At 72.9% G+C, this 21916-nt stretch carries 14 protein-coding genes; 4 read left to right on the forward strand and 10 right to left on the reverse strand.

Annotated features, from left to right (window positions below; all coding sequences use genetic code 11):
- The first annotated feature begins 74 nt into the window (after positions 1–74).
- A complete protein-coding gene (locus AB0I81_RS30695; RefSeq protein ID WP_360663456.1) occupies positions 75–1979 on the forward strand; it encodes an Ig domain-containing protein in 1905 nt (634 codons plus the stop codon).
- 58 nt (positions 1980–2037) lie between these two features.
- On the opposite strand, the gene AB0I81_RS30700 is transcribed toward AB0I81_RS30695, so the two are convergent.
- Together AB0I81_RS30700 and AB0I81_RS30705 are read right to left on the reverse strand one after the other, a co-directional pair.
- A complete protein-coding gene (locus AB0I81_RS30700; RefSeq protein WP_360663458.1) occupies positions 2038–3171 on the reverse strand; it encodes a cytochrome P450 in 1134 nt (377 codons plus the stop codon).
- Between the two features lie 167 nt (positions 3172–3338).
- On the reverse strand, positions 3339–3674 hold the full coding sequence (locus AB0I81_RS30705; RefSeq protein WP_360663460.1) for a helix-turn-helix domain-containing protein: 336 nt from the start codon (positions 3672–3674) through the stop codon (positions 3339–3341).
- A gap of 31 nt (positions 3675–3705) precedes the next feature.
- On the opposite strand from AB0I81_RS30705, the gene AB0I81_RS30710 reads away from it, so the two are divergent.
- On the forward strand, positions 3706–4599 hold the full coding sequence (locus AB0I81_RS30710) for an NAD(P)-binding domain-containing protein (RefSeq protein ID WP_360663462.1): 894 nt from the start codon (positions 3706–3708) through the stop codon (positions 4597–4599).
- A 10-nt stretch (positions 4600–4609) separates the two neighbouring features.
- Here AB0I81_RS30710 and AB0I81_RS30715 read toward each other — a convergent pair whose 3' ends face one another.
- Positions 4610–5938 (reverse strand): lanthionine synthetase LanC family protein, encoded by a 1329-nt coding sequence (locus AB0I81_RS30715; RefSeq protein ID WP_360663464.1) that lies wholly within the window; start codon positions 5936–5938, stop codon positions 4610–4612.
- A 153-nt stretch (positions 5939–6091) separates the two neighbouring features.
- Here AB0I81_RS30715 and AB0I81_RS30720 point away from each other — a divergent pair, with 153 nt between their 5' ends.
- Together AB0I81_RS30720 and AB0I81_RS30725 are read left to right on the forward strand one after the other, a co-directional pair.
- Positions 6092–7417, forward strand: coding sequence for a glycosyl hydrolase family 65 protein (locus AB0I81_RS30720; RefSeq protein ID WP_360663466.1), 1326 nt, complete (start codon positions 6092–6094; stop codon positions 7415–7417).
- A 149-nt stretch (positions 7418–7566) separates the two neighbouring features.
- The gene (locus tag AB0I81_RS30725) at positions 7567–8139 is read left to right on the forward strand and encodes a hypothetical protein (protein WP_360663468.1); all 573 of its coding nucleotides are present in this window, start codon (positions 7567–7569) and stop codon (positions 8137–8139) included.
- Between the two features lie 46 nt (positions 8140–8185).
- On the opposite strand, the gene AB0I81_RS30730 is transcribed toward AB0I81_RS30725, so the two are convergent.
- The 7 genes from AB0I81_RS30730 to AB0I81_RS30760 form a co-directional block, all read right to left on the reverse strand.
- Positions 8186–8734 (reverse strand): hypothetical protein, encoded by a 549-nt coding sequence (locus tag AB0I81_RS30730; protein WP_360663470.1) that lies wholly within the window; start codon positions 8732–8734, stop codon positions 8186–8188.
- Entirely contained in the window at positions 8727–9251 is a 525-nt protein-coding gene (locus AB0I81_RS30735) for a hypothetical protein (protein WP_360663472.1), read from the reverse strand. Before AB0I81_RS30735 ends, AB0I81_RS30730 begins: the two co-directional genes overlap by 8 nt.
- Before the next feature lie 25 nt (positions 9252–9276).
- Positions 9277–19746, reverse strand: a complete 10470-nt coding sequence (locus AB0I81_RS30740; protein ID WP_360663474.1) for a hypothetical protein — start codon at positions 19744–19746, stop codon at positions 9277–9279.
- 10 nt (positions 19747–19756) lie between these two features.
- Positions 19757–20107: a hypothetical protein gene (locus AB0I81_RS30745; RefSeq protein ID WP_360663475.1), complete on the reverse strand. Its 351-nt coding sequence runs from the start codon at positions 20105–20107 to the stop codon at positions 19757–19759.
- On the reverse strand, positions 20104–20508 hold the full coding sequence (locus tag AB0I81_RS30750) for a YbaB/EbfC family nucleoid-associated protein (protein ID WP_360663477.1): 405 nt from the start codon (positions 20506–20508) through the stop codon (positions 20104–20106). Before AB0I81_RS30750 ends, AB0I81_RS30745 begins: the two co-directional genes overlap by 4 nt.
- Positions 20509–20616: 108 nt before the next feature.
- Positions 20617–21006 carry a hypothetical protein gene (locus tag AB0I81_RS30755; RefSeq protein ID WP_360663479.1) on the reverse strand — a complete coding sequence of 130 codons (390 nt, stop codon included), beginning with the start codon at positions 21004–21006 and terminating at the stop codon, positions 20617–20619.
- Positions 21003–21887 carry an SseB family protein gene (locus AB0I81_RS30760; protein WP_360663480.1) on the reverse strand — a complete coding sequence of 295 codons (885 nt, stop codon included), beginning with the start codon at positions 21885–21887 and terminating at the stop codon, positions 21003–21005. The genes AB0I81_RS30755 and AB0I81_RS30760 overlap by 4 nt, the downstream gene beginning before the upstream one ends.
- Positions 21888–21916: the final 29 nt, after the last annotated feature.

A 21916-nucleotide genomic window follows, 5' to 3' on the forward strand; every position in this document is an offset into this window, starting at 1 on the left:
GAAAACCTTTCAGTTGTTTCGCCTCTCCGGCTCACGAGAGGCCTTACGCGACCCCCCGCAGAAAGGTTTCCGCCATGAGACGACTGGCCGCCCTGGCCGTCTTACTCGCGACCTTCCTCCTCCCAGCCCCCGCGCACGCCGCGCCGACCGCGCAGGTCATCGACCTGTTCGGCAGGAACATCGGCGGTTACGGCGTCAAGCTGGTGGACTGGCAGGGCTACCTGGCCAACCCCTACGTCGAGCTCACCGTCAGGCCCCCGGCCGACGTGCGCTTCCCCGTCACCATCGACCTCAAGGCCGAGGGCACCTCCCGGCTGATGATGGACCTGCCCAGCCAGCTCACGGCCACCGGCGCGACCAAGTCCCTGACGTTCGCCAGCGCCTCGGAGCAGAAGATCTTCCGGCTGGCCATCCACTCCAAGCGCGGCCCCGGCGCCGACGAGCAGTACACGCTGCGGCTGACGATCAGGGACGCGGGCGGGGCGGCGTACCAGCAGTCGATGCCCATCTTCGTGCAGCAGGACGAGAAGAGCGCGCTGCAGCCCTCGCTGCCGATCGCCTTCGACTACCGCTACGACAACATCACCGGCTACTTCTCCAACACGGGCGTGCGCACGGCGGCCGAGGAGGCGGTCAAGGACTGGTTCCGCTTCTTCGACATGCAGCCCTTCGACACCGTGGCGGCCGGCGCGGAGCCCAACCACCTGCCGGGCAACGACTGGCAGAACACCATCAACGTGACGAACAACGCCGCCTACAACGGCATGTACGTCTTCTTCCGCGGCATCCAGACCCCGTACTCGACCGGCTACCCCGCCGCCAACGGCCGCTACAGCACCCGCGGCGGGCAGCAGCTGGCCGGGCCGCTGCACCGCTCGACCGCGACGATCCTGGAGTACGACGAGGCGAACAAGCAGCTGTTCACCTCACTGGCCGACGAGGACTGGTACAAGACGGAGATCCAGGGCTCGGTGCTCGACGTGCACGGCCTGATCATGCACGAGTACGGCCACGCCGTCGCCTTCCACAGCGACTGGGCCGGCATGCGCTCCTACGTCTCCGGCGGCGGCAACGACCCCGACGTGGTGCGTTACCAGGGCCGCGCGGTCCCGCTGGACAGCAGCTACCACATCCCGGGCGACCAGCCCAACTGGGACCGGCTCAGCGGCCAGAGCGGCGGCTGGACCCACCTGTTCCCCACCCGCAGGTGGATGCTGACGAAGCTGGCCCTGCTGGTGGCCGAGAACGCCGGCTGGAAGCTCAACCGCAACCTGACGCCGTTCCTCGACCCCGCCATCACCACCACCTCACTCCCCCAGGCCGCCCCCGGCGCCGCCTACACGCACAAGCTGGAGGCCAGGGGCGGCGTGCCCTTCTACGACTGGCAGGTCACCGGTGGCTCGCTGCCAGCCGGCCTGTCCCTCGACCGCTTCACCGGCACCATCAGCGGCACGCCGACCACCGCCGGCAGTTCCACGTTCACGGTCCAGCTCAGGGACTACGACCGGCTGAGCACCCCGGTGACCAGGACCTTCACCCTCGCCGTCGGCGGCGCCCCCGCGACGAACCTGGCCAGGAACGCCACCCCGACGGCCTCCTACACCTCGCCATGGGAGAGCGTCGCGGCGATCAACGACGGCATCGACCCGCCGTCCTCGAACGACACCGCCAACCGCCGCTGGGGCACCTGGCCGCAGACGGGGGCGCAGTGGGCGGAGCTGACCTGGCCGTCCGCGCAGACACTGAGCTCGGCCGAGGTGTACTTCTTCGACGACGGCGGCGGTGTGCGGGTGCCGGCGTCGTGGAAGCTGCAGTACTGGAACGGCAGCGCCTACGTGGACCTGCCCGGCACCTACGCCACGGCCCCGAACGGCTACAACCGCGTGACGTTCGGCGCGGTGAGCACGAGCAGGCTCAGGGTCGCGCTGCAGAGCGGGGCCGGTTCCGTCGGCCTGCTGGAGGTGAAGGCCTACGCCTGAATACGTGCGCCGCGCCTGAATGCCTGCGCTGTGCCTGAATGCCTGCGGTGCGCCTGAATCAGCCCTTCAGCCGTACGGGCAGTGCCGTCAGGCGGCTGCCCTGGATGCCGCCGAAGTCCGTCTGCCGCAGCTCCTCATAGGGGACCGCCAGGCGGGCGGCGGGGTAGTCGGCCCGCACGACCTCCACGAGCGCGCGCAGTTCGAGCTGCGCCAGGCGCGCGCCGGTGCAGTAGTGCGGGCCGGCGCCGAAGGCCAGGTCCGGGCCGATCGGGCGGCCGGGGTCGGTGTTGATGCCCTGGATGTCGATGAGGATCGGGGACCGGGTGGGCAGCCGGGTCCCGGCCAGCTCGATGGCGGCGCTGGTGAACCGCCACAGGGTGAAGGGCGCGGGTGAGTGCAGGCGCAGCGTCTCGCGTACGAACTCCTCGGCTTCCTGATCGGGCGCGGCTCCCCCGAGGAGGCGGGCGAGCAGGAAGCCGAGCGAGGGGTCGGTGGTGAGCTGGCCGGCGTAGATGAGCGTGAAGATCAGGTAGTGCACCTGCTCCTCGGTGAGCTCCTCCGGGACCCGCCCGCGCAACTCGGCGGCCAGCCCGTCCCCGCCCGCCTCCAGCGCGGCGGCGGCCAGCTCCCCGAAGGCGGCCATCGCCGCGCCCACCTCCTCCGGGTCGCCGGAGTGCATGCCCCGGCAGGCGGCGATGGCCTGGTCGATGCGGTCGAGCGGGACGCCGAGCACGTCGCACACCACGGTGAGCGGGAAGCGGGTGGCGAAGTCGGCCATCAGGTCGCTCTCCCCCTGCTCGGCCTCCTTGAGGAGCAGGTCGCGGGCGAGCGTCTCGATCCGCCCGGCGAAGTCGTTCATCCGGCGGGCGGTGAACAGCGGGGCGTGCGCGCGCCGCAGCCGCTCGTGCGCGGCGCCGTCGAGGGTGGTGAGCGACGGCTGGGCGGCGGCGGTGGGTTCGAGCCCGGAGGTACGAGGATCCCACGCGGCGGGCGCGTACGCCGGGTCCTTGACGATCTCGGGATGGACCAGGGCCTGCCTGGCCACCACGTCGTCGGTGATGATCCAGGCCGGCCCGCCGGCCGGGGCCTCGACCATGACGATCGGGCCCACGGCGCGCAGGGCGGCCCTGGCGGGGTGCGGCTCGCCGATTCGGCGAGTGGTGACGGCGAAAGGGTCGGGTACTTCGTTCAAGACATCTCCCGGCAGATGACTGCATGACACAGTAAAACTATCACACAGTAACTGCGCAACGCAGCGAAATTCGTACGCACTTATTTGTGGGTACTTGCCGGTGCGCCCCAGCCGGGACAAAGCTTGGTCGTGGCGGTCGGAGGGCCGCCACGACCACCGGGGAGGTGTCAGGAGGCCAGCATTCGCAGGCGGCGGTGGCCCCAGTCCGACAGGGGCGCCAGCGCCACCGTCAGCTCGCGGCCGAACTCCGTCAGGGAGTACTCCGTCTTCAGCGGAAGCACGTCGTACACCTGCCGGTGGACCAGGCCGTCGCCCTCCATCTCCCGCAGCGTCTGAGTCAGCACCTTCTCGCTGAGCCCCGGCAACCGCCGCAGCAGCTCGCCGGGACGGTGCGGGCCCGACTCCAGGAGCCAGAGCAGGACGGTCTTCCACTTGCCGTCGATCACGGCGATCGCGGCGGTCACACCGCACACGTTCGGGTCCTGTGCCCGGCTGCGCGTCATTGTTCATTCACCCTTGCTGAGGAGTTGAGGCATGCCCTCGTACAACGAACAGTCTGCCGTCACCGTGCTCGGGCTGGGCCCGATGGGCCGGGCACTGGCCGGGGCCTTCCTGGAGGCCGGGCTGCGGGTCACGGTCTGGAACCGGACCCCGGGCAGGGACCGCGACCTCGTCGCGAAGGGCGCGAGCGGCGCCCCGACGGCGGAGGCGGCGGTCGCCGCGAGCCCGCTGAGCGTGCTCTGCGTGGTGAACTACGACGCGGCGGACACCATCGTGCGCCGCGAGGAGGTGGCCGCCGCGCTCAAGGGCCGCACACTGGTCAACCTGACCGCCGACACCCCGGGACGGGCCAGGGACACCGCACAGTGGGCGGCCGGGCACGGCATCGCCTACCTGGACGGCGCCATCATGACGCCGACCACGACCATCGGCACGCCGCACGCGGTGTTCCTGCACAGCGGCCCCGAGGAGCTCTACGCCGAGCACCGGCCCGTGCTGGACGCGCTCGGCGGCAGCCACACCCACCTCGGCGCGGACATCGGGCGCGCGGCCTCCTTCGACATCGCGCTGCTCGACCTGTTCTGGACCTCGATGGCGGGCTACGCGCACGCGCTGGCCGTGGCGCGGGCGGAGGGCATCTCGGCGCGGGAGCTGGCGCCGTTCGCCAAGGGCATCGCGGCGCTGCTGCCGCTCCTCATCGACGGGGCCGTCCAGGACGTGGACGAGAAGGAGTTCTCCGGGGAGGGCAACCCGCTCAGCTCGGCGGTGTCGTCCATGACGCACATCGTCGCGGCCGCCGAGGCGCACGGCATCGACTCCGGTGTGATGCGGGCGGCCGAGGGGCTGGGACGCCGCGCGATGGGGCTGGGGCACGGCGAGGCGTCGTTCCTGCGTGTCATCGACGTGATGGACCCCGCCCGCGCGTAGCGGCCGGCGGTCAGCGCAGGGCGGAGGCGGGCAGCGGGATGGCGGGGAAGGGGTTGTCGGGCAGGAGGATGACGCGGCGCGGGTCGTCGGCGCGGGCGGCGGCGTCCAGGTGCAGCAGGGCCGCGCCGATGCCGGCCGCGCCCACCATGTAGCCGGTGTCGGCCGTCACCTCACCGGGACGCAGCCGCCGGTAGGCCTGGTACCAGCGGTAGCCCCGGCCGTCGGGGTCGGTGGCGCGGCCGATCAGGTCGGCGGCGAGCGTGCGGGCGTAGTGCAGGTGGGACTGCTCGCCGGTCGCGGCCCACAGGCCGACGAACAGCTCGATCATGCCGGCCGTGCCGCAACACTGGCAGGCGACGTTCCAGTAGCCCTCGGTACGGCGCGCCGGCACGCCGCTGCGCACGATCCCGAACGCCAGACGCTCCGCCCACTGCAGGTCACCGGGGTCGCCCGCCACCCGGTACAACTCGTAGAACATCCTGGCCACGCCCGCCGAGCCGGAGCAGAACCCGAGGTAGTGCAGGCTGCGGGCGTGCGGCACGTGGTGCGGGACGACCGCGCAGTTCCCGGTCACGACGCTGACCTCGCGGACGAAGGCGGCGCCGCTGCGCGCGCCGTGCAGGAAACGCTTCTCGCCGGTCAGCCCGTACAGGCGGGCCAGCAGGTACGCCGTGCCGGACGTACCGGCCAGGAAGCCCGGGGTGACGGCGTCCACCGGCAGGTCGGCGCAGTCGCCGAAGCGGTGGCCCGGCACGGGCAGGCGGGCGACGCGCAGGCCCGCCTCGACCGCCGCTTCCTCGTAGGCCGGCACGCCGAGGTGGGTGGCGGCGCGCAGCAGGCCGAGGATGATGCCGCCCTCGCCGCGCTGCGCCGGGTCCCGCGACCACGTCACCCCCTCGCCGCCCCGCTCCCCGCGGCGCACGATCAGGTCGGCGATCGCGGCGGCCTCGGACTCGAACTCCCCCTCACCGAGCGCCCAGCCGGCCTCCATGAGCGCGATCATGACGCCGGTCAGCCCGTTGTAGAGGGTGAGGTCGTCCTGCTCGCGCCAGGTGGCGGCGAGCCTGCGGGCGCCGGCCCGAGCCTCTTCCAGGTACGCCTCGTGCCCGGTGGCGGCGGCCAGTTCGAGGAAGAACAGCACGATCCCGGCCGCGCCCGAGTACAGGGACCAGGGTTGCGGGGTGACGGCCGACTCTCCACGTGCGTCGGGATTGGCCAGCCACCGCCGTCCGTGCTCGTCGTCGACGGCGGCCGACCTGACCCACCGGCCGGCCAGGATGGCGGCGGTCAGCGGGGTGTCGGCACGGGCGCTCGACGCGCGCATCTCGTCCAGGCTCATGCTCCCATTTTCCCATATGTTGAGTAGGAATACTCGGTTTTCAGGGGGCCGTGTTCCGCCGTTCAATTATGACGGCATCCCGACATCGTGCGCCGGTTCCACGCCCGGGCGCTCGGATCCGCCGTGATCGGGTAATACCGGGAGGTGACTCATATGCCCGAGCTGACCTGCTCCTCCCCCGCCCTGGTCACGGTCTACGAGGCCGCGCTGCGCAACCTGCTGCACACCAACACCGTCGGCGGCCTCATCAGGGCCGGCGGCGGCTATCCGACGCCGTGGACCAGGGATGCCTCGATCAACGCCTGGTACGCGGCCAGCCTGCTGTCCCCCGGCGCCGCCCGCGACACCCTGATGGCCGTCACCGAGGACAAGCTCGTCCAGCAGGACGACCAGTGGTGGGACCAGATCATCTGGGCCGTCGCCGCCTGGCACCACGTGCTGGTGACCGGCGATCGGGAGTTCCTGGCGCGCGCGTACCCGATCGCCGCGGCCACGATGGAGGTGCTGGACGGCGAGCGGTTCGACGAGAGGTACGGGCTCTATCGAGGCGGCGCGGTCATGCAGGACGGCATCTCCGGCTACCCGCAGCCGCCCAACGACCCCGGCATCGCCTCCAGCTTCGTGCTGGACTATCCGGGGGCGCACTCGATCATGTGCCTGTCCACCAATGCCGTCTACACCGGCGCGCACCGGGCGCTGGCGCGGATGGCGGCCGCGCTGGGCGAGGACGCCCGGCCGCACCTGGAGCGGGAGCGCCTCACGGCGGACGCGGTGAACCGGTGGTTGTGGCGCGAGGAGGCCGGGCTGTACGGGTACTTCCTGGACGGCGACGGCCGCCTGGACCCCCATGAGGAGACGCTGGGGCTGGCCATGGCGATCCTGTTCGGGGTGGCGGACGAGCGGCGGGCCGCGCTCGTCGCCGCCCGCGCGCACCGCGAGCCGCGCGGCATGGTCAGCGTGTGGCCGCACTTCGAGCGCTACGGCCCCGAGCGGCCCGGCCGGCACAACGCGATCTGCTGGCCGATGGTGATGGGCGTGTGGGGCGACGCGATGGCGGCTCTCGGCCACCACGAGCGCTTCCACGAGACGCTGGACGATCTGGTCGCGCTGTTCGGCGACGCCGGCCTGTACGAGGTCTACAACGCGACCACCGGCCTGCCCGACGGCGGCTGGCAGCAGGGCAGGCGGTGGCCGTCGGAGCCGGACCAGACCTGGTCGGCCACGACCCTGCTGGGCCTGGTGCACCACGGGCTGTTCGGGATCAGGTTCGGGCCCGACGGCCTGCGCTTCTCCCCTTCCGTACCGGCGACCTGGGGTGAGACGTCGCTGAACGGCCTGCGCTACCGCGACATGACCCTGCGCGTCACCGTGGCGGGCGGCGGCGCGGCGGTGCGCGAGGTCCGCCTGGACGGGCGCGCGGCCGGCTTCGTGCCCGCCACGCTGACCGGGCACCACGACGTCCTCATCACGCTCGCCTGACTCATCACGCTCGCCTGAATCGTCACTAGAGCGACAATTCAGATGAGAAGTCCCTAATGTCCTTCTCACGTGGCAGCCACGGCCGGTCGAGAAGCTTTCTTCATGACCGGGGCGGACGACCCGCACCGGCACCTGAAGAAAGGCACGACATGAACGTGATCCGGATGACCCTCGCCGGCGCCGTCCTCGGCACCGTGATGGGCACCCTGGCCATGACCGCCCCCGCCGCCGCGGCCGACACGCGCACCTGCGCGGGCACGATCCGCGGCGCCGGTGTTGACGACGTGCGCGTGCCCAAGGGCGCCACCTGCACCCTGCTTGGCACCCGCGTGGAGGGCAACGTCAAGGTCGGCTCGGGGGCGACCCTCGTGGCGCGCGACGTCCGGGTTGACGGCGACATCCAGGCGGAGGGCGCCCGCTCGGTCTCGGTCACCAAGGGCTCGAAGGTGGACGGCAACATCCAGGTGAAGGACAGCGGCGGCGTCACGGTCACCTCGACCCGCGTGGACGGCGACATCCAGCTTGAGGACAACCGGAGCTACCTGCGCGTCAACGGCAACAGGGTGGACGGCAACATCCAGCTCTCCGACAACCGCAAGGGCCTGCAGGTGCACCGCAACTCCGTCAAGGGCAACCTCGAGTGCGAGGACAACCGCTCGAAGGTGACCGGCGGCAAGAACTCCGTGAAGGGCGACAAGGAAGGCCAGTGCCGCCGCTTCTGACGCCAGGGAGTTACTTCCTCGCTGACCCGCCTCGCGGCGCGGTGGGTCAGCGGGCCTCGTCCTCGGCGTGCAGCCGCTGGAAGTCGGCCAGGCTCTGCCGGTAGAAGGCCAGGTCGCTCTCCAGTTTCCGCCTGGTGAAGCGGCCCGGCTCCGCCTCGCGCGCCGCCCTGCCCATCTCCGTCCAGAACTCCTCGGGCGGGATCTCGGCGGCGTCGCCCGGCAGGAACTTCAGCGCCTCGGCCATGGCCTCCGCGGCGAAGCTCCAGTCGGCGGCGACGGCCTCGTACTGCTCGGGTCCCGACGGGTCGGCGGCGTAGAACAGGCCGCCCTCAAGGGCCCTGGTCGCGTACGTGGTGCCGATCAGCATCCACTGGCCGGGGTCGAGCAGTTCGGACAGGCCCGTGCCGAACGTCGCGCCCTGGTGTTCGGCGGCCTCCTCGGCGTCGTGCGGGACGAACACCTCGGTGTCGTCCGCCCGCACCACCCAGCCGTCCGGCTCGTCGATGACCAGCGCGTGCTCGGACCCGCCGGAGGCCACCAGGTCGAGGTAGACGTACGCCTCCACGAGGCAGCGCGCCACGCCGCGCTCAGGCATGTTGTGCCGCCAGGTCCCGGTAGGTGTCGCGGACGATCAGCAGCCGGTCGAGCTGGAACCGGCCCGGCTCGGCGGCCCGCATCTCCTGCCCGCGCTGCGACCAGAACCCGTCGCCCGGCACCTCGTCCGCACCGGGCGGGATGAACTTCACGGCCTCCTCGACGGCGGCGGTGGCCACCGACAGCGTGCGACGGGCCTCGGCCGCGTCGTCCGCCGGCACGTTTCCCGCCGTCAGGTCGGCCACCCACAACCACTCCCCCGCGTCCAGCAGTTGCGACGGCTCCTCGCCCCCGAACGTCGGATAGCCCGCGGGCACCACGGGCCGCTCCGGCAGGCCGAACAGGTATTCACGCGGGCTGCCGCACGCCCCGCAAGCGCCGGAGTAGCGGCTGGCGAGCCCGCCCTCCACGCTGACCAGGCCGCTGTCCCAGGTGGTGTCCACCGAGCCGCACACGCATGGGTGCAGGTCGAGGTAGAGATGCGCCTCATCCCTCGTCCGTGCTACCGCGAAGGTCATGACCGTCCTCTCCTCGGGTTTCCTATCATGCCCGCACCTCGCCCTGCCTCGTGCCCGCTACCGTGTCGGGTGCCTGGCGAGGGCCGGGGACGGGGTCGGCCCGGCCACCGCACACGCACGGCAGGTCCGCGGGGCACGGGCACTCCTCCTCGGGCGGGAGCCAGCCGGTGCCGTCGCTGAGGGTGCGCATGCGCTTCCAGTACGCGTGGCGGGCACCCGGGCGCGGCCCTGCCAGCAGGGTGGCCAGGTCGGCGGCCAGCGGCGCGGGGATGAGACGGCCGGGGGCGGCGATGGCCAGGTCGTGCAGGACGCCCAGCCGGGCCGGGCGCTGCGCGGGGGTGGCGGCCCTGACCTGGCGCACGGCCTCATGCAGCTCGGCCAGCGTCCGGTGATCGCCGACCGGCAGGCCCAGCGCCCGCGCGACGGCTCCCGCGGCGGTGGCGGCCGCGGCCCGCTCATTCGCGCCGACCGTGCCGTGGCCGTCCATCTGGTACGTCACCACACCGCTCTCCTGTGCAGCCGGGCCGGAGCCGGGCGGGCGGATCTCGACGGTGATGGGCGGGTGGCCGGGGATCTCGATGCCGACCAGGCCGGGACCGATCGGGCGGCCCCGGCCTCCCATGAGGGCGGCGGCGCGCTCCACGGCCCTGGCGGCGGCGGTCTCCGGCAGCGGCGCCGGGCCGCGCAGCGCCTCGACCTGCCCGGGGGTCAGCTCGCCCGCCCGTACCAGCTCCGCCGTCCTGGCCGCGGCTCCCGGCTGTCCGGGGGCGAGGCCCGCCTTCCCGGCTTCGGCGCGTAGTTCGGCGGTGAGCGACCGGACCGAATTCCGGCCGCCGCCGAGCGCGGAGGCGAGCGGCCCGGCAGTGGCGGGCTCCCCGTTCAGTACCGAGGCGAGAGAGTTGCGCTGCCGGGGGGCCGACGCCTCGGACAACGCGCCGAGCAGCGCGTGGAGCCGGTCGAGCCCCCGACCCGCCTCGGAGTTCGGGTGGCTCCGCCGGAGGTCGGTGGCTTCCCACGGTGCGCGGGGCGGGGTGTGGCCGCGGCGTTCGAGGTCGGCGGCGATCGCGTCGATCGCCTCGGCGAGCCGCTCCCGCGCCTGCGGATCCGTCGCCGCATGCCACTTGCGCGTCAGGTGCGCGTGCTCGTCCATCCGCGGCAGCAGGCAATGGTCGGTGCCCTCCGCCTGGTCCGGCGACAACGACGCCCTGACCACCCCCTGACCGGGCGCTCCGGCCCGCGCCGCCGCGCCCTCCTGGGTGAGGTGCGAGATCTCGTGCACCAGCACGGAGGAGACGACGAGCGGATCCACGCGCGGCCCGATCCGCACCACGTGCGGGTCCTCGGGGGTGCCGGAACGCAGTTCGCTGCGGCCGGTGAGCCCGTCGCCGGGGTCCGCCACCATGACCCGGACGTGCTGGTCGGGGGCGGCGGGGAGCTGGATGAGGAGCCGGTCGCCGGCGGTCCAGCGCACGTCGGCCACCGCGCCGCCGAAGTCGGCCGGCGACACGTCCTGGCCGCGTACCTCCTCGATCGTCAGGCCGGGCGTCCCGTCGGCGCGGGCGGCGGCGTCGAACGGCGTGCCGGAGATCTCCGGGGAGGTCGCCGACGGCGGCGTCACCCCGGTGGAGAAGTTGCCGCCCGCCGGCGACGACTGCTGGGGCGTCTCGGCGGTGGCGCCCCAGACCGGGGCGGGCGGGGCGGCCGGGAGCGCGTTCCTGGCCACCAGTTCGGCCGTGACCTGGTCGGCGAAGGTGCCGGGGGTCAGGGAGTTCAGGTGGATGTCCCGCAGGGGCAGGTTCTGCTGCTCGGCGGCGTCGAGGAGGGCGGGCGGGAGCGTGGCGAACGCCTCGGCGAAGCCGCCGTCGGGGCTCTCGCTGCGCAGGGTGCCGTCGGGGTGGGCGCGGTAGCGGTGCACGCCGTCGGCCTCCCGGATGGTGACCAGGGCGATCTCCCCGCGTTCGCGGGCGGCCATGCGGGCCTCGCGCAGGGTCTCGATCAGCCCTTCGTGGCCCGTGGGGGGCACGTGCCGGAACGTGGGCAGGTTCTCCGGGGAGGGCGCGAGCCGCACCCCCGAGTCCATCCGGGACCGCAGCTCCTCGATCTCCTCGCCGAACATGACGACGTCCACCGAGCCTGCCGAGGCGCCCGGCATGTTGACAGGGGCTCCGACGGGCTTCTCGTCGCCGTCCCGCCGCCGCGCCATGTACTGGAAGCTCAGGTCGTAGTCCACCCGGAGCCGTACGATGTACGCCTTCCCGCTCTCGAACACGCTCCGCTCACGGCGCACGCTGTGGTGGTCGTTGACGCTCTCCGACGTCTGCTCCCCGGCCTTCACACCGATGTCCACGCCCGTCGTGGCGTCCTTCTGATTGACGCTGACGCCCAGCGGCAGCACACGCCCGCGGGAGACGGACACGTTCTGGGCGTCGGCCTTCCTGTCCACCTGCCCCTTCTCGGCGTCGAACGGCCCGGCCACGACCGTGACATCCGACAGGCGCGCCTTGATCGTGACGTCGGCGCCCTGGTCCTTGAACTTCTGCCTGCTCACCCGTACGACGTCGCCGTCCGGCTGGGACATCCGCTCGAAGCCGGCCAGCAGCGCGGATCGGGACAGCCGTGCGACCAGCTCCGCCTGGCGTTCCCTGATCGTGTTCGAGCCCAGCATCTTCGACAACTGGCCGGTGACGACGTCGAGCAGCGAGGGCCTGCCCGGCTCCTGCCGCAGGGACGCGGGGAAGAAGCCGGGGTGGAGTTCGGCGGTGCGGGGGTCGGGCACGCTGGCGACGTACCCGGGGTCCTCGCCCGCCGGGCGGATCATGCCGGGGGGCATGCGGCGCACGAGCCTGACGTCGTAGCCGTGGGAGCCGGGGATGGTGCGGGAGCCGCCCCGCACGCGGGCGGCCGCCGCGCGGATCGCCGAGGCCGGCCGCGCGGCCACGTTGCGGACCGCGGTCACCGGACGGGCGACGGGACCGGGCAGGTCCCTTGTCCTGGCGGGCCGGTGCTCGACCTCGATGACCAGTCTCATCTGCTGCGCGACCCGGTCGAGGCCGTTGAACATGGCGATGCGCTGCAGCCGGGTGCCCTGCTCGTTGGTGCCGGCCGAGTAGTTGCGGCTGCGGTCGGTCGAGACGCCGGCGCCCTCGCCGTCCTGGCCCTCCGTGCCGCTGTGGTCGGCGCCGGCCGAGTAGCTGCCGACGTACGCCACCACGTGCCCGTCCTCGCCGTAGCGGTAGAACTGGATGATGATGCCGGCGTGCTTGATGTGGCCGAGGAACTCGCCCGCACGCGGGTCGGCTCCCTCGTGGGGCACCAGGCGCGCCCGTACGGTGAGCACCCCGGCCTGCTCGCTGCGCGCGCCGTCGTGCACGTGGTAGCTCTTCTCGAACCCGCGGGGCGACCACATGTCGGTGAGGTGGATGTTGCCGCGGTCGTCGGCGAAGTCCACGCTCATCTCCCTGCGCAGGGTCGGCGTGTTCTTCTCCGCCCCCGGCACCTTGTCGTTGACGGCCTTCATCACGGCGTCCAGCAGGGCGACGTTCTCACCCTTGGCGTCGGTCAGGCCGAACGACTCCACCACGCTCAGGCCCATGGTGTTCTCGTGCTGCGGGGACACCACGACGTTCCTGGCGCGCTCGATCAGCTTCGCGGCGGAGCTCAGCACCGCGTTCAGCCGCCGCAGGGGGTTCTTGCCCCGGGCCTGGTCGGTGGCGACGCCGAGGTCCGCCACCTTGTTCAGCGCCTTGAGCAGCGCCTTGGGGTTGTGCTGCGCGCCGACCCCGGTTTCCTCGCCCTGTTTCTTCGCCTTGGTCAGGGCCTTGACGTAGGTCTGGGTCAGGGGGACTGCCAGGCTCCTGTCGAGGGTCAGGTCGCCGTTGCGGAAACGTTCGACCGCGTCGGCGACCAGGGGCAGCGGCAGGGAGAGCTCGCCGTCGGCGTACAGGCGCAGCGCGTCGTACTCGGGGATCGAGAACAGCGCGGCGCCCCGGACGGACTCCGGGCCGCCCGAGGGCAGCGGGAGCGCGCCCGCCAGTTGTTGCGTGCCCGTGAGCGTGAGGTCGAGGTCGCCGCGCAGGAGGTACTGGCGGCCGGTCTCGATCGTCAGCTCTTCCGTGCCCCAGATGTCCAGGTGGGAGGTCGTGGTCGAGCTGCCGCCCGAGCGCGACGGCAGTGACAGCTTGCCGCTGTCGCTGGAGTCGCCGGTGTCGCTGGCGTCGCCGCCGTCATCGACGTTGCCGGCGCCGAACGAGGCGCCGATCGAGTGTCCTGACGAGCCGCCCCAGGACACGCCGGCGCTCCCCAGGCCGAAGATGATGCGCCCGGTCACATGGTCGATGACGCTGACGACGCTCGCCTGGCTCATCTCCCCCGTCACCGACAGCCCGGCCCGCGTGGCCGCGACCCCCTGCGGGCGGACGGCGACGTCGGTGGTGATCGGCGCCGAGAGCAGCTCGGGGTGGGACAGGAGGTTGCGCGGGTTGAGGAAGGCCGCGAAGTGGTGGAACGCGGGCGAGTCCGGCCGCATGGCCCCGGGCAGCACCCGCCGCGCGGCGTCCATCACCCCGGGCACGTCCAGATGCAGGAGCGTGGCCCGGCTGAGCAGGCTCTTACCCGGCCTGCCCACCGAGCCCTGGTGGCTGGGGCCGGTGGAGGGCAGGAACTCGGCGGCCATGGCGAGGATGGCGCTGCCCGACCGGGGCTGGTCCAGCAGGCTCGTCGTCTTACCGTCCCGCAGCAGGTCCACGGTCAGGGTGTGGTCCACGCGAAAGAGGGCGAGCGGCCCGGTGCTCTCCGAGAGGGTCACGATGTTGACGGTGCTGCCGGTGTTGGAGCCGGCCGTGCGGGCCTGGTTGGCGCCGGCGTTGAGTCCCGTCTCGTGCGACAGCCCGTCCTGGCCCGCGCCGGGGCCTTCGCTCTCGCTTCCCGACGGGTTGCCCGCGTACGTCCTGGTCCTGGTGATGGCGCGGGCGGAGGTGTCGGTGCCGATGTCGAGCTTGGCCAAGGCCTCCCAGTCGGTCCGCCCGATGTAGGTGCCGCGGTTGCCGAAGTGCTGCTGGATCGCGATGCGGACGGTGTAGTTCTCCGAGGCGCTGTTGCGGCCGTGCAGCACCAGGTTGACGTGGATGCCCTCGTCCAGCGCGAGCTGGTCGTAGCCGGCGCGCTGGCGGCGTTCGGACAGCTGGGTGACGATCTCCTGCTCGTTCAGCAGCTGGCTGGCGCGTACGAGCTTGTTGTCGTCGTACTGGGGGACGCCGTCCACGATCTCCGGCACGACGCCGAGCTTGGCGAGCCGGCCCAGCACCTCGTCGGTGACCCCGTCCAGCCCGGTGATCTGCTTCACCAGGGCCGGGCCCGCGCCGCGCATCTGGCCGGGCCCGTCGCCGAGCCACTCCGGCAGTTCGGGCTTGCGTCCCTTGATCTCCTCCGGCCGTACGTCGCCGCGCATCACGGGATTGCCGTCGCCGTCGAACCCGAGCAGCGCGTTCTCGTCGACCGGCAGGCCGAAACGGTAGGCGGCCCGTTCCGCCATGGACACCAGCGCCGTGGACTCGAAGGTCGGCAGCGTGACGGGCCGCTCGCCGGGCCTGCTCACCGTGAACGTGTGCCGCACCACCAGCCGGTAGCTCTGCTCGGGATCGGTGGCCCGGTGCACGCTCACGTCGATGGCCTGCCCGTTGGCCGTCGACGAGTACGACTGCGACGCCGACCTGCTGCCCTTGACCCTGGGCGCCAGGTTCGGCGCGTAGTCGCCCAGGTCGCCGAAGACGTCCACGTCCTGCAGCGCCGGATGGTTCACCCCGGCGGAGGCGTTCACCTCCACCGAGCCCCCGGACGACGTCCCGCCGGGCGAGGCGGCGAAGTCGACCAGCACCTCCTCGCGCCACTTGGCGTCGCTCGGCGCGCCGACCGGCTCGGCCATGACCCGCACGACCTCGCTCTTGACCCTGATCGTGACGTCCGGCTCGCCGCGCGCGGCCAGCACCCGCTCCAGCCCGCCGTTGGCCGCGGCCCGCAGGTCGATCGGCAGCTCCTGGGTGACGAATCTGCGCAGGTGGCGGTGGCCGTTCGAGCCGATCTGAGTGAACTCGCCGCCGAGCCGGGCCGCCAGGGCGTCGAGGGCCTCCTCCAGTCCGGTCATGCCGGTGAGGACGTGGGTGGGCATCTCGGGGTCGCGCTTGCCCTCGTCGATGACGGTGTGCCAGCGCGGCGGCTGCGCGAGGTGGGAGTGCCCGACCCACAACCCCTGAGAGGAGACGTCCCCCGGCGCGCCCGAGTTCACCGTGGTGGCGCCGCGCCACTGCTGGTCCCGGCCGGTGCGGATCTCGGCCGTCCAGGTGGCGGCGGCGTCGAAGCGTACCGACTCGCCGCGGTTGTCGGAGACCGCGCCGACCTGGGCGTAGGTGCCGCCGCCGCCCGAGTCCGACCAGTTGCGCCCGGCGGAGACCCCGACGCCTACGCCGACCAGCTCCCCCATGACGTGCAGCCACGCGGTGTCCGGCGCCATCCGCGTCAGCACCCTGGTGTCGAAGCCCACCGGCGCGCCGGCGGTGTGCGCCTCCGTGGCGGTGGTCGTCCGGTCCGCCTGGGTGAAGAAGCCGGTCATCATCTCCGACGCCCCGATGGCCGGGTCGAGGATCTCGACCAGGTCGGAGAGGGTCAGCTTGATCCGTACCTCGGCGGCCGACCTGCCCTCCCCGACCGAGAGCACCACGCCGTCATCGGACACGGCCTTGGGGAAGTCCGCGCGCAGCGCCCGCTCCAGGCCGTCGGTGGTGAAGCGGGCGTTGGCCCCGTTGCGTGCCAGCAGGTCGTTGACCGCGCTCGTGAGCGCGCCGATGTGGGCCAGCCGGCCGGCGGGCATGGCGGCGGACAGCGCGATGTCCTGGGGCAGCGCCCGGCGCAGCGCGTCCAGGAAACGCTCGTGCGCGGCCGTGGCCGCGGGCGTCAGCGACCTGGCGATGTCGGCCATGCTCACCTGACCCGGCCGCGCGGGCGTGGCGGACTGCTCGATCGCGGACAGCAGCCGTTCGTAGGCCCGCCTGGCCTCGGTGGCCTCCGCCAGCGCGGCCGCGTACGCCTTGGCGACCTCGGTGTGCCTTTCCCGGGTGTCCCGGTGGCCGTCGGCCTCCTTCTCGGCCTTGCGGGCTCGTTCGGCCGCGCCGCTGTCGCGGCGGCTCACGGTGCTGCGTGCCGTGCGGCGCGACTCGGCCTCCTGCTCGCCCGCCTTTTTCGCGCTCGCCTCCTTGGCCTTCACCCGCTGCTTGAGCGCCTGCTCGGCCCTTTCCAGAGACGCGATGACGGACCGTACGTCGTCCGCGGACGCTTGCGCGCCCGGCACGGCGGGCGCGTTTGTCCGGCGTTCGTCCGGCGCCGGCGCCCAGGGGGGTGGCGGTGGAGTGTCGCCGTGCCGGATCAGTTCACGTCTGACGCCGTCGATGTCCACGGCGAGCCGGCGCTGCTCGGGCAGCGTGGCGGCGCGCCGCCACTGCTCGGTGAGGTAGGCCAGTTCGTTGCGCCTGGCCGGTACGCAGTCGTCGCGCGCCGGACGGCCGCCACCCGGCAACATCCTCCTGAGGATGCCCCGCCTGCGCGTTCCGTCGCCGGCCGCCAGGCGTTGCAGGGTGTCGGTGATCTCGTGCAGCCAGACCCTCGGGAGCTGGTCGTTCGCCATCCGGGGGGCGAGGTGGACCACGTGCGGGTCGTCGGCCGTGCCCGCCCTGAGGTGGGTCCTGGCCATCAGGTTCCGGTCGAGGCCGCCTATGACGGGGCGGAAGTGCTGGGTGCCGCCGGTCCGGGTGCGCACCACCAGGGTCCTGCCGTCCTGGGACCAGGTCAGGTCCTGTACGTCCTCGTTGGCGTTGCGGAAGTGGTCCGGGCGCAGGTCGGCTGTGGCGGCCTTGGCCTCGTCGGTGGTGAGGTCGGGGCCCTGGCGGGTGTCGTTGACGTACCTGGTGCCGGGGATCTGACGCGAGGTGACCGTGCCGGGTCTGCTGGTGTGTGCCGGGGCGGGGGTCGTGTCCTGGGCCGGGCTGTTCTGGGCGGCGGTGTCCTGGGCCGGGCCGGTCTGGATCGCGGACGAGAGGGAGTCGTCGGCCACCGCCACCAGGAGCAGGGAGGCCGCTTCCACCTCCAGGTCCGCCTGGTTGTGGAGCTCTGTGGCGCGCATGTCGAGGATCGCGCGGATGCGGGTCATGGTGGCGGCGGTGATGACGCGGTCGCCGTCGGCGGTCGGGACGATCAGGTCGCCGTTGGGGCCGACCACCGCGCCGGGGAAGTTCACACCGAGGGCGTCCATCAGCGCCAACCGCGCCCTGACCGGTGGCGTGGCCCGCGCCGCCGGGGGTGGGGAGTCCGGCGCGGCGGAAGCGGGCGAGGCGGCAGCGGGTGAAGACGAGGCGGGCGAGGCGGAGGCGGAGGCGGGCGAACTGGTGTCGCCCTTGCGCGCCGGACCTTGGCCCGCCTGCGCGGAGACGCCGGTCGCGGCCGTCGGACCGTCGGCCGCCTGCGCCGGGGCGCTGCCGGTCTGCGTGGCGCCGGCCTGCGTGCTGCCGTCGGCTGTGCGCGCCGGACCGACTCCCGTAGGGGTCGTGCCGTCTGCCGTGCGCGCTGGAGCGTCGCTCGTGCGGGTGGTGCTTTCGGCTGTCAGTGGCGAGGCTGCGCTCGTCTGCGCCGGGTCGCCCGCGACCTGCGACGGCCGGCCTGTGGCGTCGCCCTCGGAGGGCGCAGTGGCGGCGTCCGGGCCCTGCGGCGCTGCGTTGGTGTCCTGCGGCGCTGCGTTGGCGCTCTGCGGTGCGCCGCTGGTGTCCTGCGGTGCGCCGTTGGTGCTCTGCGGTGTGCTGTCGGTGCTCTGCGGGGAGGCGGTGGTGGCCTGAGCGGCGCTGTCGGCGTTCTGGGACGTGGGGGCCGTGGCTTGGGGCGTGGTGTCGGCGCGCTGGGGTGCCGCGCCGGTGTCCTGAGGGGTGCCGTTGGTGCTCTGCGGCGTTGGGGCGGTGCTCTGGGGCGCGGCGTCGGTGCTCTGGGGCGCGGGGGTGGGGTGCGTCGCGGTGTTCGGCTGTTGGTCGCGGTCCTCGTCGGGGGCCGGTGCGCTGACGGTTTCCGGGCTGGTGGTGCTGCGGCGCGGCGAGGACGGGTCCAGGTCCGGCAGGGCCGTGCCGGGCCTGGTCGCCTGCCCGGGGCCCGAGGCCGGGGCGGTGGCCGAGGTGGTGGCCGAGGTGCGCGGGGCGGGGACCGTGGACGGGTCGGGGGTGCGTGCGGTCGCGGGTGCGACGGGGCCGTTGCCGTCCGGGCCCGTCGGACTGCCCTGGGGAGAGGCCGGGCCGCCGGGACCGCCGGGGCCGGCCGCGCGGGACGCGTCCGTCTGCGCGGCGGCGTCGTAGGCGGCGGCGAGCGTGCTCGTCGGGTGGATCAGCGCCGCCGCGACGTCGGGGTTGAACGGGCTGATGCTCCCCGTACGCCCCGCGCCTCCGAGGAACCCGCCCATCAGCGAGTCCGCCGTGAACGGGTTCTGCCACTGCCCGTACACCATCCCGTTGGCGATGAAGCTGCCCGCCGGCGAGGCGATCGTGTTGGTCAGGCCGGTCGTCAGGGCGCGGCCCGCGAAGCCGGGCACGCGTCCGGTGACGCGGGAGACGGGACCGGCCAGGCGGGTGCCGACGACCGCGCCGGTGCCCGCGCCGACGATGGCCGCCGAGGACTTCTGCCAGTCCCACTCCTTCCTGGTGCCCATGTCGATCTGCTGCTTCTGGGCCGCCCAGTCGATGAAGAACTCCTCGCCGATCTCCTCAGGGAGCTCTTTCATGAGCTCCCTGCCCGCCGCCGAGGCCAGCAGCTGGTTGATCGCGCCGCGCCCGGTGGCGCCGCTGAGCGTGGTCACCCTGGCCAGGCCGGTCGCGCCGGCCTGGCGCCCGGCCACCGCGGCGAGGCGGGCGAGGAGCCGGCTCATGGCCGCGCGCGCGGCGGCCGCGTACGGGCCCACCAGCGCGGTGGAGGTCCCGGCGCTGAAGAAGGAGACGACGATGGCGATGCCGATGGCGATGACCGTCACCCAGAAGGCCACGTTGATGGACAGCTTGGTGTACTGGGTCTCGACGGCGAAGTTGCTGGCCTGCTGCGCGTACGCGCGCGCGTTCTTCGTCACGCCGGCCAGGCCGGCCTCCTCGCCGAACAGCTTGCGCGCCCTGACGACGAAGTCGCCCGTGGCGGGGGCCTGCCAGCCGGTCACGATCGTGCGGGCGGCCGAGCCGGCGGGCTCGGTGGGGCCGGCGGTGGCGTCGCCCAGCGCAACGTAGGCCTGCGCCAGCTTCGACACCCCGCTCTCGCTGGCGTTCGTCCACTTCTGGCCGGCGGACAACATCGGGATGAGCCAGTGGACCACCCAGCCGGGCAGTGCCTCGGTCTCCCAGACCGGACGGATGTCGGTGTCGATCCTGACGATGTCCTGCCGGCTGGCCTGCCCGCCGGGGCCCTGGACCTCGATGCCGCCCGTGTTCGTCACGCGCCGTGCCTCAGACTTCGCGGACCAGGCCGGTCGCCAGATCGTGCCTGATGTCGGCGTCCGTCTGGCGGGTGTTGTCGATGGCGGTACGCACGCGGTCACCCGCGTCGATGATCTCCTTGGCCAGCCGGCCGCACTGTTCGAGCATGTCGTTGGGCCCGCCGCCGCCCGAGAAGTGCGCCGCGCGGAAGGCCTCGCCCTCGGCGTCGCTGCCCCACGGCGCGGCCGACAGGCACGCCTCGACCTCGGCCGTCAGCTTCGGCAGCGTGCGTTCGAACTCATCGGCCATGGTGGACCACGCGGAGATGCCCCGCTCCGCGAGGATTTTGGAGGCGTACGTGCCCTGCCACCGGTTGTTCACCTTTCGCCTCCCATCTGGTCGGCGAGGCGGGCCAGGACGGCTTCCACGTCTCCCTCGACGTGCGCCTTGAAGTCCTCCGGGGGGATCACGGACGCGAAGATCTCCGTGACGCGTTCCTGCGCCGTGGCGGCGGCCCGCCGCGCGGTCTCCGCGATCGTGTCGGCCAGACCGCGCGCGTCGGGGCGCCGGTAGATGCGCGGGTCGAGGTCGATCCGTACGAGGTCGCCGCGCGCCCCGACGGTCACCGACACCAGGCCGTCGCGCGAGGTCTCGGTCGCCTGGACCGCCTTCGCCCTGGCGTGCAGCTCAACGCCCTCGTCCTGCAGCCGGCCGAACATGTCACGCAGTTCGTCGGCGTACGCCTGCATCCCCGCCACGTCGGGCCGTTCCGGTGACTCCATGCCCCCCTCGCGACATAGCCTGTTACGCCACACCTGCCTAAAGGGTAAGTTTCCGTCACATGAACACCAGGAAACAAGTCTTTGCCCAGAAACATCCCGATTTTTCTTCTAGGTAATGAGCACCGCCTCCTCGCGCAGCTCGCCCACCTCGCCCCGTGGCACCCAGCACCGGTACACGCCCCGCTCGACCCGCTCCAGCCCCAGCTCCCGCGCGGTGAGCACCGACCCGCCCAGGTACTCCAGCAGCAACGACCCGTTCCGCTCGTCGTGCACCTGGAACGGCTGGCCGCGCCAGGTGCACACGACGGTGACGAAGTGCACCGACTCGCACTCGGACGCGGGAACGGTGCGCACGTGGCAGCCCGGCTCGACCTCCTCGAAGCCGTCCAGCGGTTCGGCGCTGCGCAGGCGTACCCACAGTTCGAGGACGTGCGGCTCGGGGGCGGCCGGGTGGTCGGCGCCCCGCCAGCGGGCCCGGTAGCCGTGCCAGGCCGTCATGACGTCCTGCCCACCAGCAGCCAGCGGCGCAGGTCGCCGTGGTAGATGGCCCGGCGGTGCTCGGTTCCCTCGATGGTGAGCTCCCAGATCTCGGCGCCGTGGGGCAGGCCCACGCCGTACACCTTGTACTCGCGGATGATGGTGTCGACGCTGGGCACCAGCCCCATCCCGACGAACGGCGGCTCCTCGACCACCCAGCCCGCCACGGCCTGCCGGCCCTCCTCGTCCGTGCCTCCGTACGGGGTGCGGTAGAGGCCGAGGCCGGCGGGGCGCCAGCGCAGGAGGTTCAGCGAGCCGCCGCCGGTCAGGAGCTCCGGGCGGCCCAGCGCGGCGGCGAGCACCGCCGGCGTGGCGATGTGCGAGACGTCCAGCGCGTGGTGGCAGTAGCCGGACACCCTCGGCTCCCGCGCCGCCAGCAACTCCGGGAGATCTTCGGCGGCGAGCGGCTTCTGCATCACGGGCACGCCGGACTCGGGGTCGAGCCGGAGGTCCTGGACCAGCGTGGGCACCGCCAGGCGGGCCACCGTACCGGGATCCAGCATGAACGCCACCCGCAGCCCGGCGTTGACCGCCAGCCCCCAGCGCGGGTCCGGCCATCCGGCGGCCAGCTCCGTCATCGAGGCGACCCTGCAGTGCGTGGCGACGCCGCCGGTGGCCAGCCGCATCGCCTCGACGGAGGTGTAGGCCAGCACCCAGGTACGGCCCGCGTCGCCGGCCGTCGCCCAGGCGGCCCTGCCGTCCGCCGCCGCGCCGGCCGTGATCGGCAGCGCCAGGTCGGCCTCGCGCAGTAGGCTCAGGCACAACGCCTGCTGCCCGTCCCGGTGCGCGGCCCACAGCCGTTCCTCGAACGGGCCGACCGGTGGTTGATCATCGGCAGTCATCCGCCCATTCTGTCGTCCCTCCGGCGGGA

Origin of the sequence: Nonomuraea sp. NPDC050404 (genome assembly GCF_040655495.1) — a bacterium.
Taxonomy (GTDB): Bacteria; Actinomycetota; Actinomycetes; order Streptosporangiales; family Streptosporangiaceae; genus Nonomuraea.

Bases quoted from the DNA above. Each gene is read 5' to 3' on its own strand.
- AB0I81_RS30760 (WP_360663480.1), bottom strand. From the start codon at position 21,887: ATGACTGCCGATGATCAACCACCGGTCGGCCCGTTCGAGGAACGGCTG.
- AB0I81_RS30715 (WP_360663464.1), bottom strand. From the start codon at position 5,938: ATGAGCCTGGACGAGATGCGCGCGTCGAGCGCCCGTGCCGACACCCCG.
- AB0I81_RS30695 (WP_360663456.1), top strand. From the start codon at position 75: ATGAGACGACTGGCCGCCCTGGCCGTCTTACTCGCGACCTTCCTCCTC.
- AB0I81_RS30750 (WP_360663477.1), bottom strand. From the start codon at position 20,508: ATGGAGTCACCGGAACGGCCCGACGTGGCGGGGATGCAGGCGTACGCC.
- AB0I81_RS30720 (WP_360663466.1), top strand. From the start codon at position 6,092: ATGCCCGAGCTGACCTGCTCCTCCCCCGCCCTGGTCACGGTCTACGAG.
- AB0I81_RS30730 (WP_360663470.1), bottom strand. From the start codon at position 8,734: ATGCCTGAGCGCGGCGTGGCGCGCTGCCTCGTGGAGGCGTACGTCTAC.
- AB0I81_RS30725 (WP_360663468.1), top strand. From the start codon at position 7,567: ATGAACGTGATCCGGATGACCCTCGCCGGCGCCGTCCTCGGCACCGTG.
- AB0I81_RS30705 (WP_360663460.1), bottom strand. From the start codon at position 3,674: ATGACGCGCAGCCGGGCACAGGACCCGAACGTGTGCGGTGTGACCGCC.
- AB0I81_RS30755 (WP_360663479.1), bottom strand. From the start codon at position 21,006: ATGACGGCCTGGCACGGCTACCGGGCCCGCTGGCGGGGCGCCGACCAC.
- AB0I81_RS30735 (WP_360663472.1), bottom strand. From the start codon at position 9,251: ATGACCTTCGCGGTAGCACGGACGAGGGATGAGGCGCATCTCTACCTC.
- AB0I81_RS30710 (WP_360663462.1), top strand. From the start codon at position 3,706: ATGCCCTCGTACAACGAACAGTCTGCCGTCACCGTGCTCGGGCTGGGC.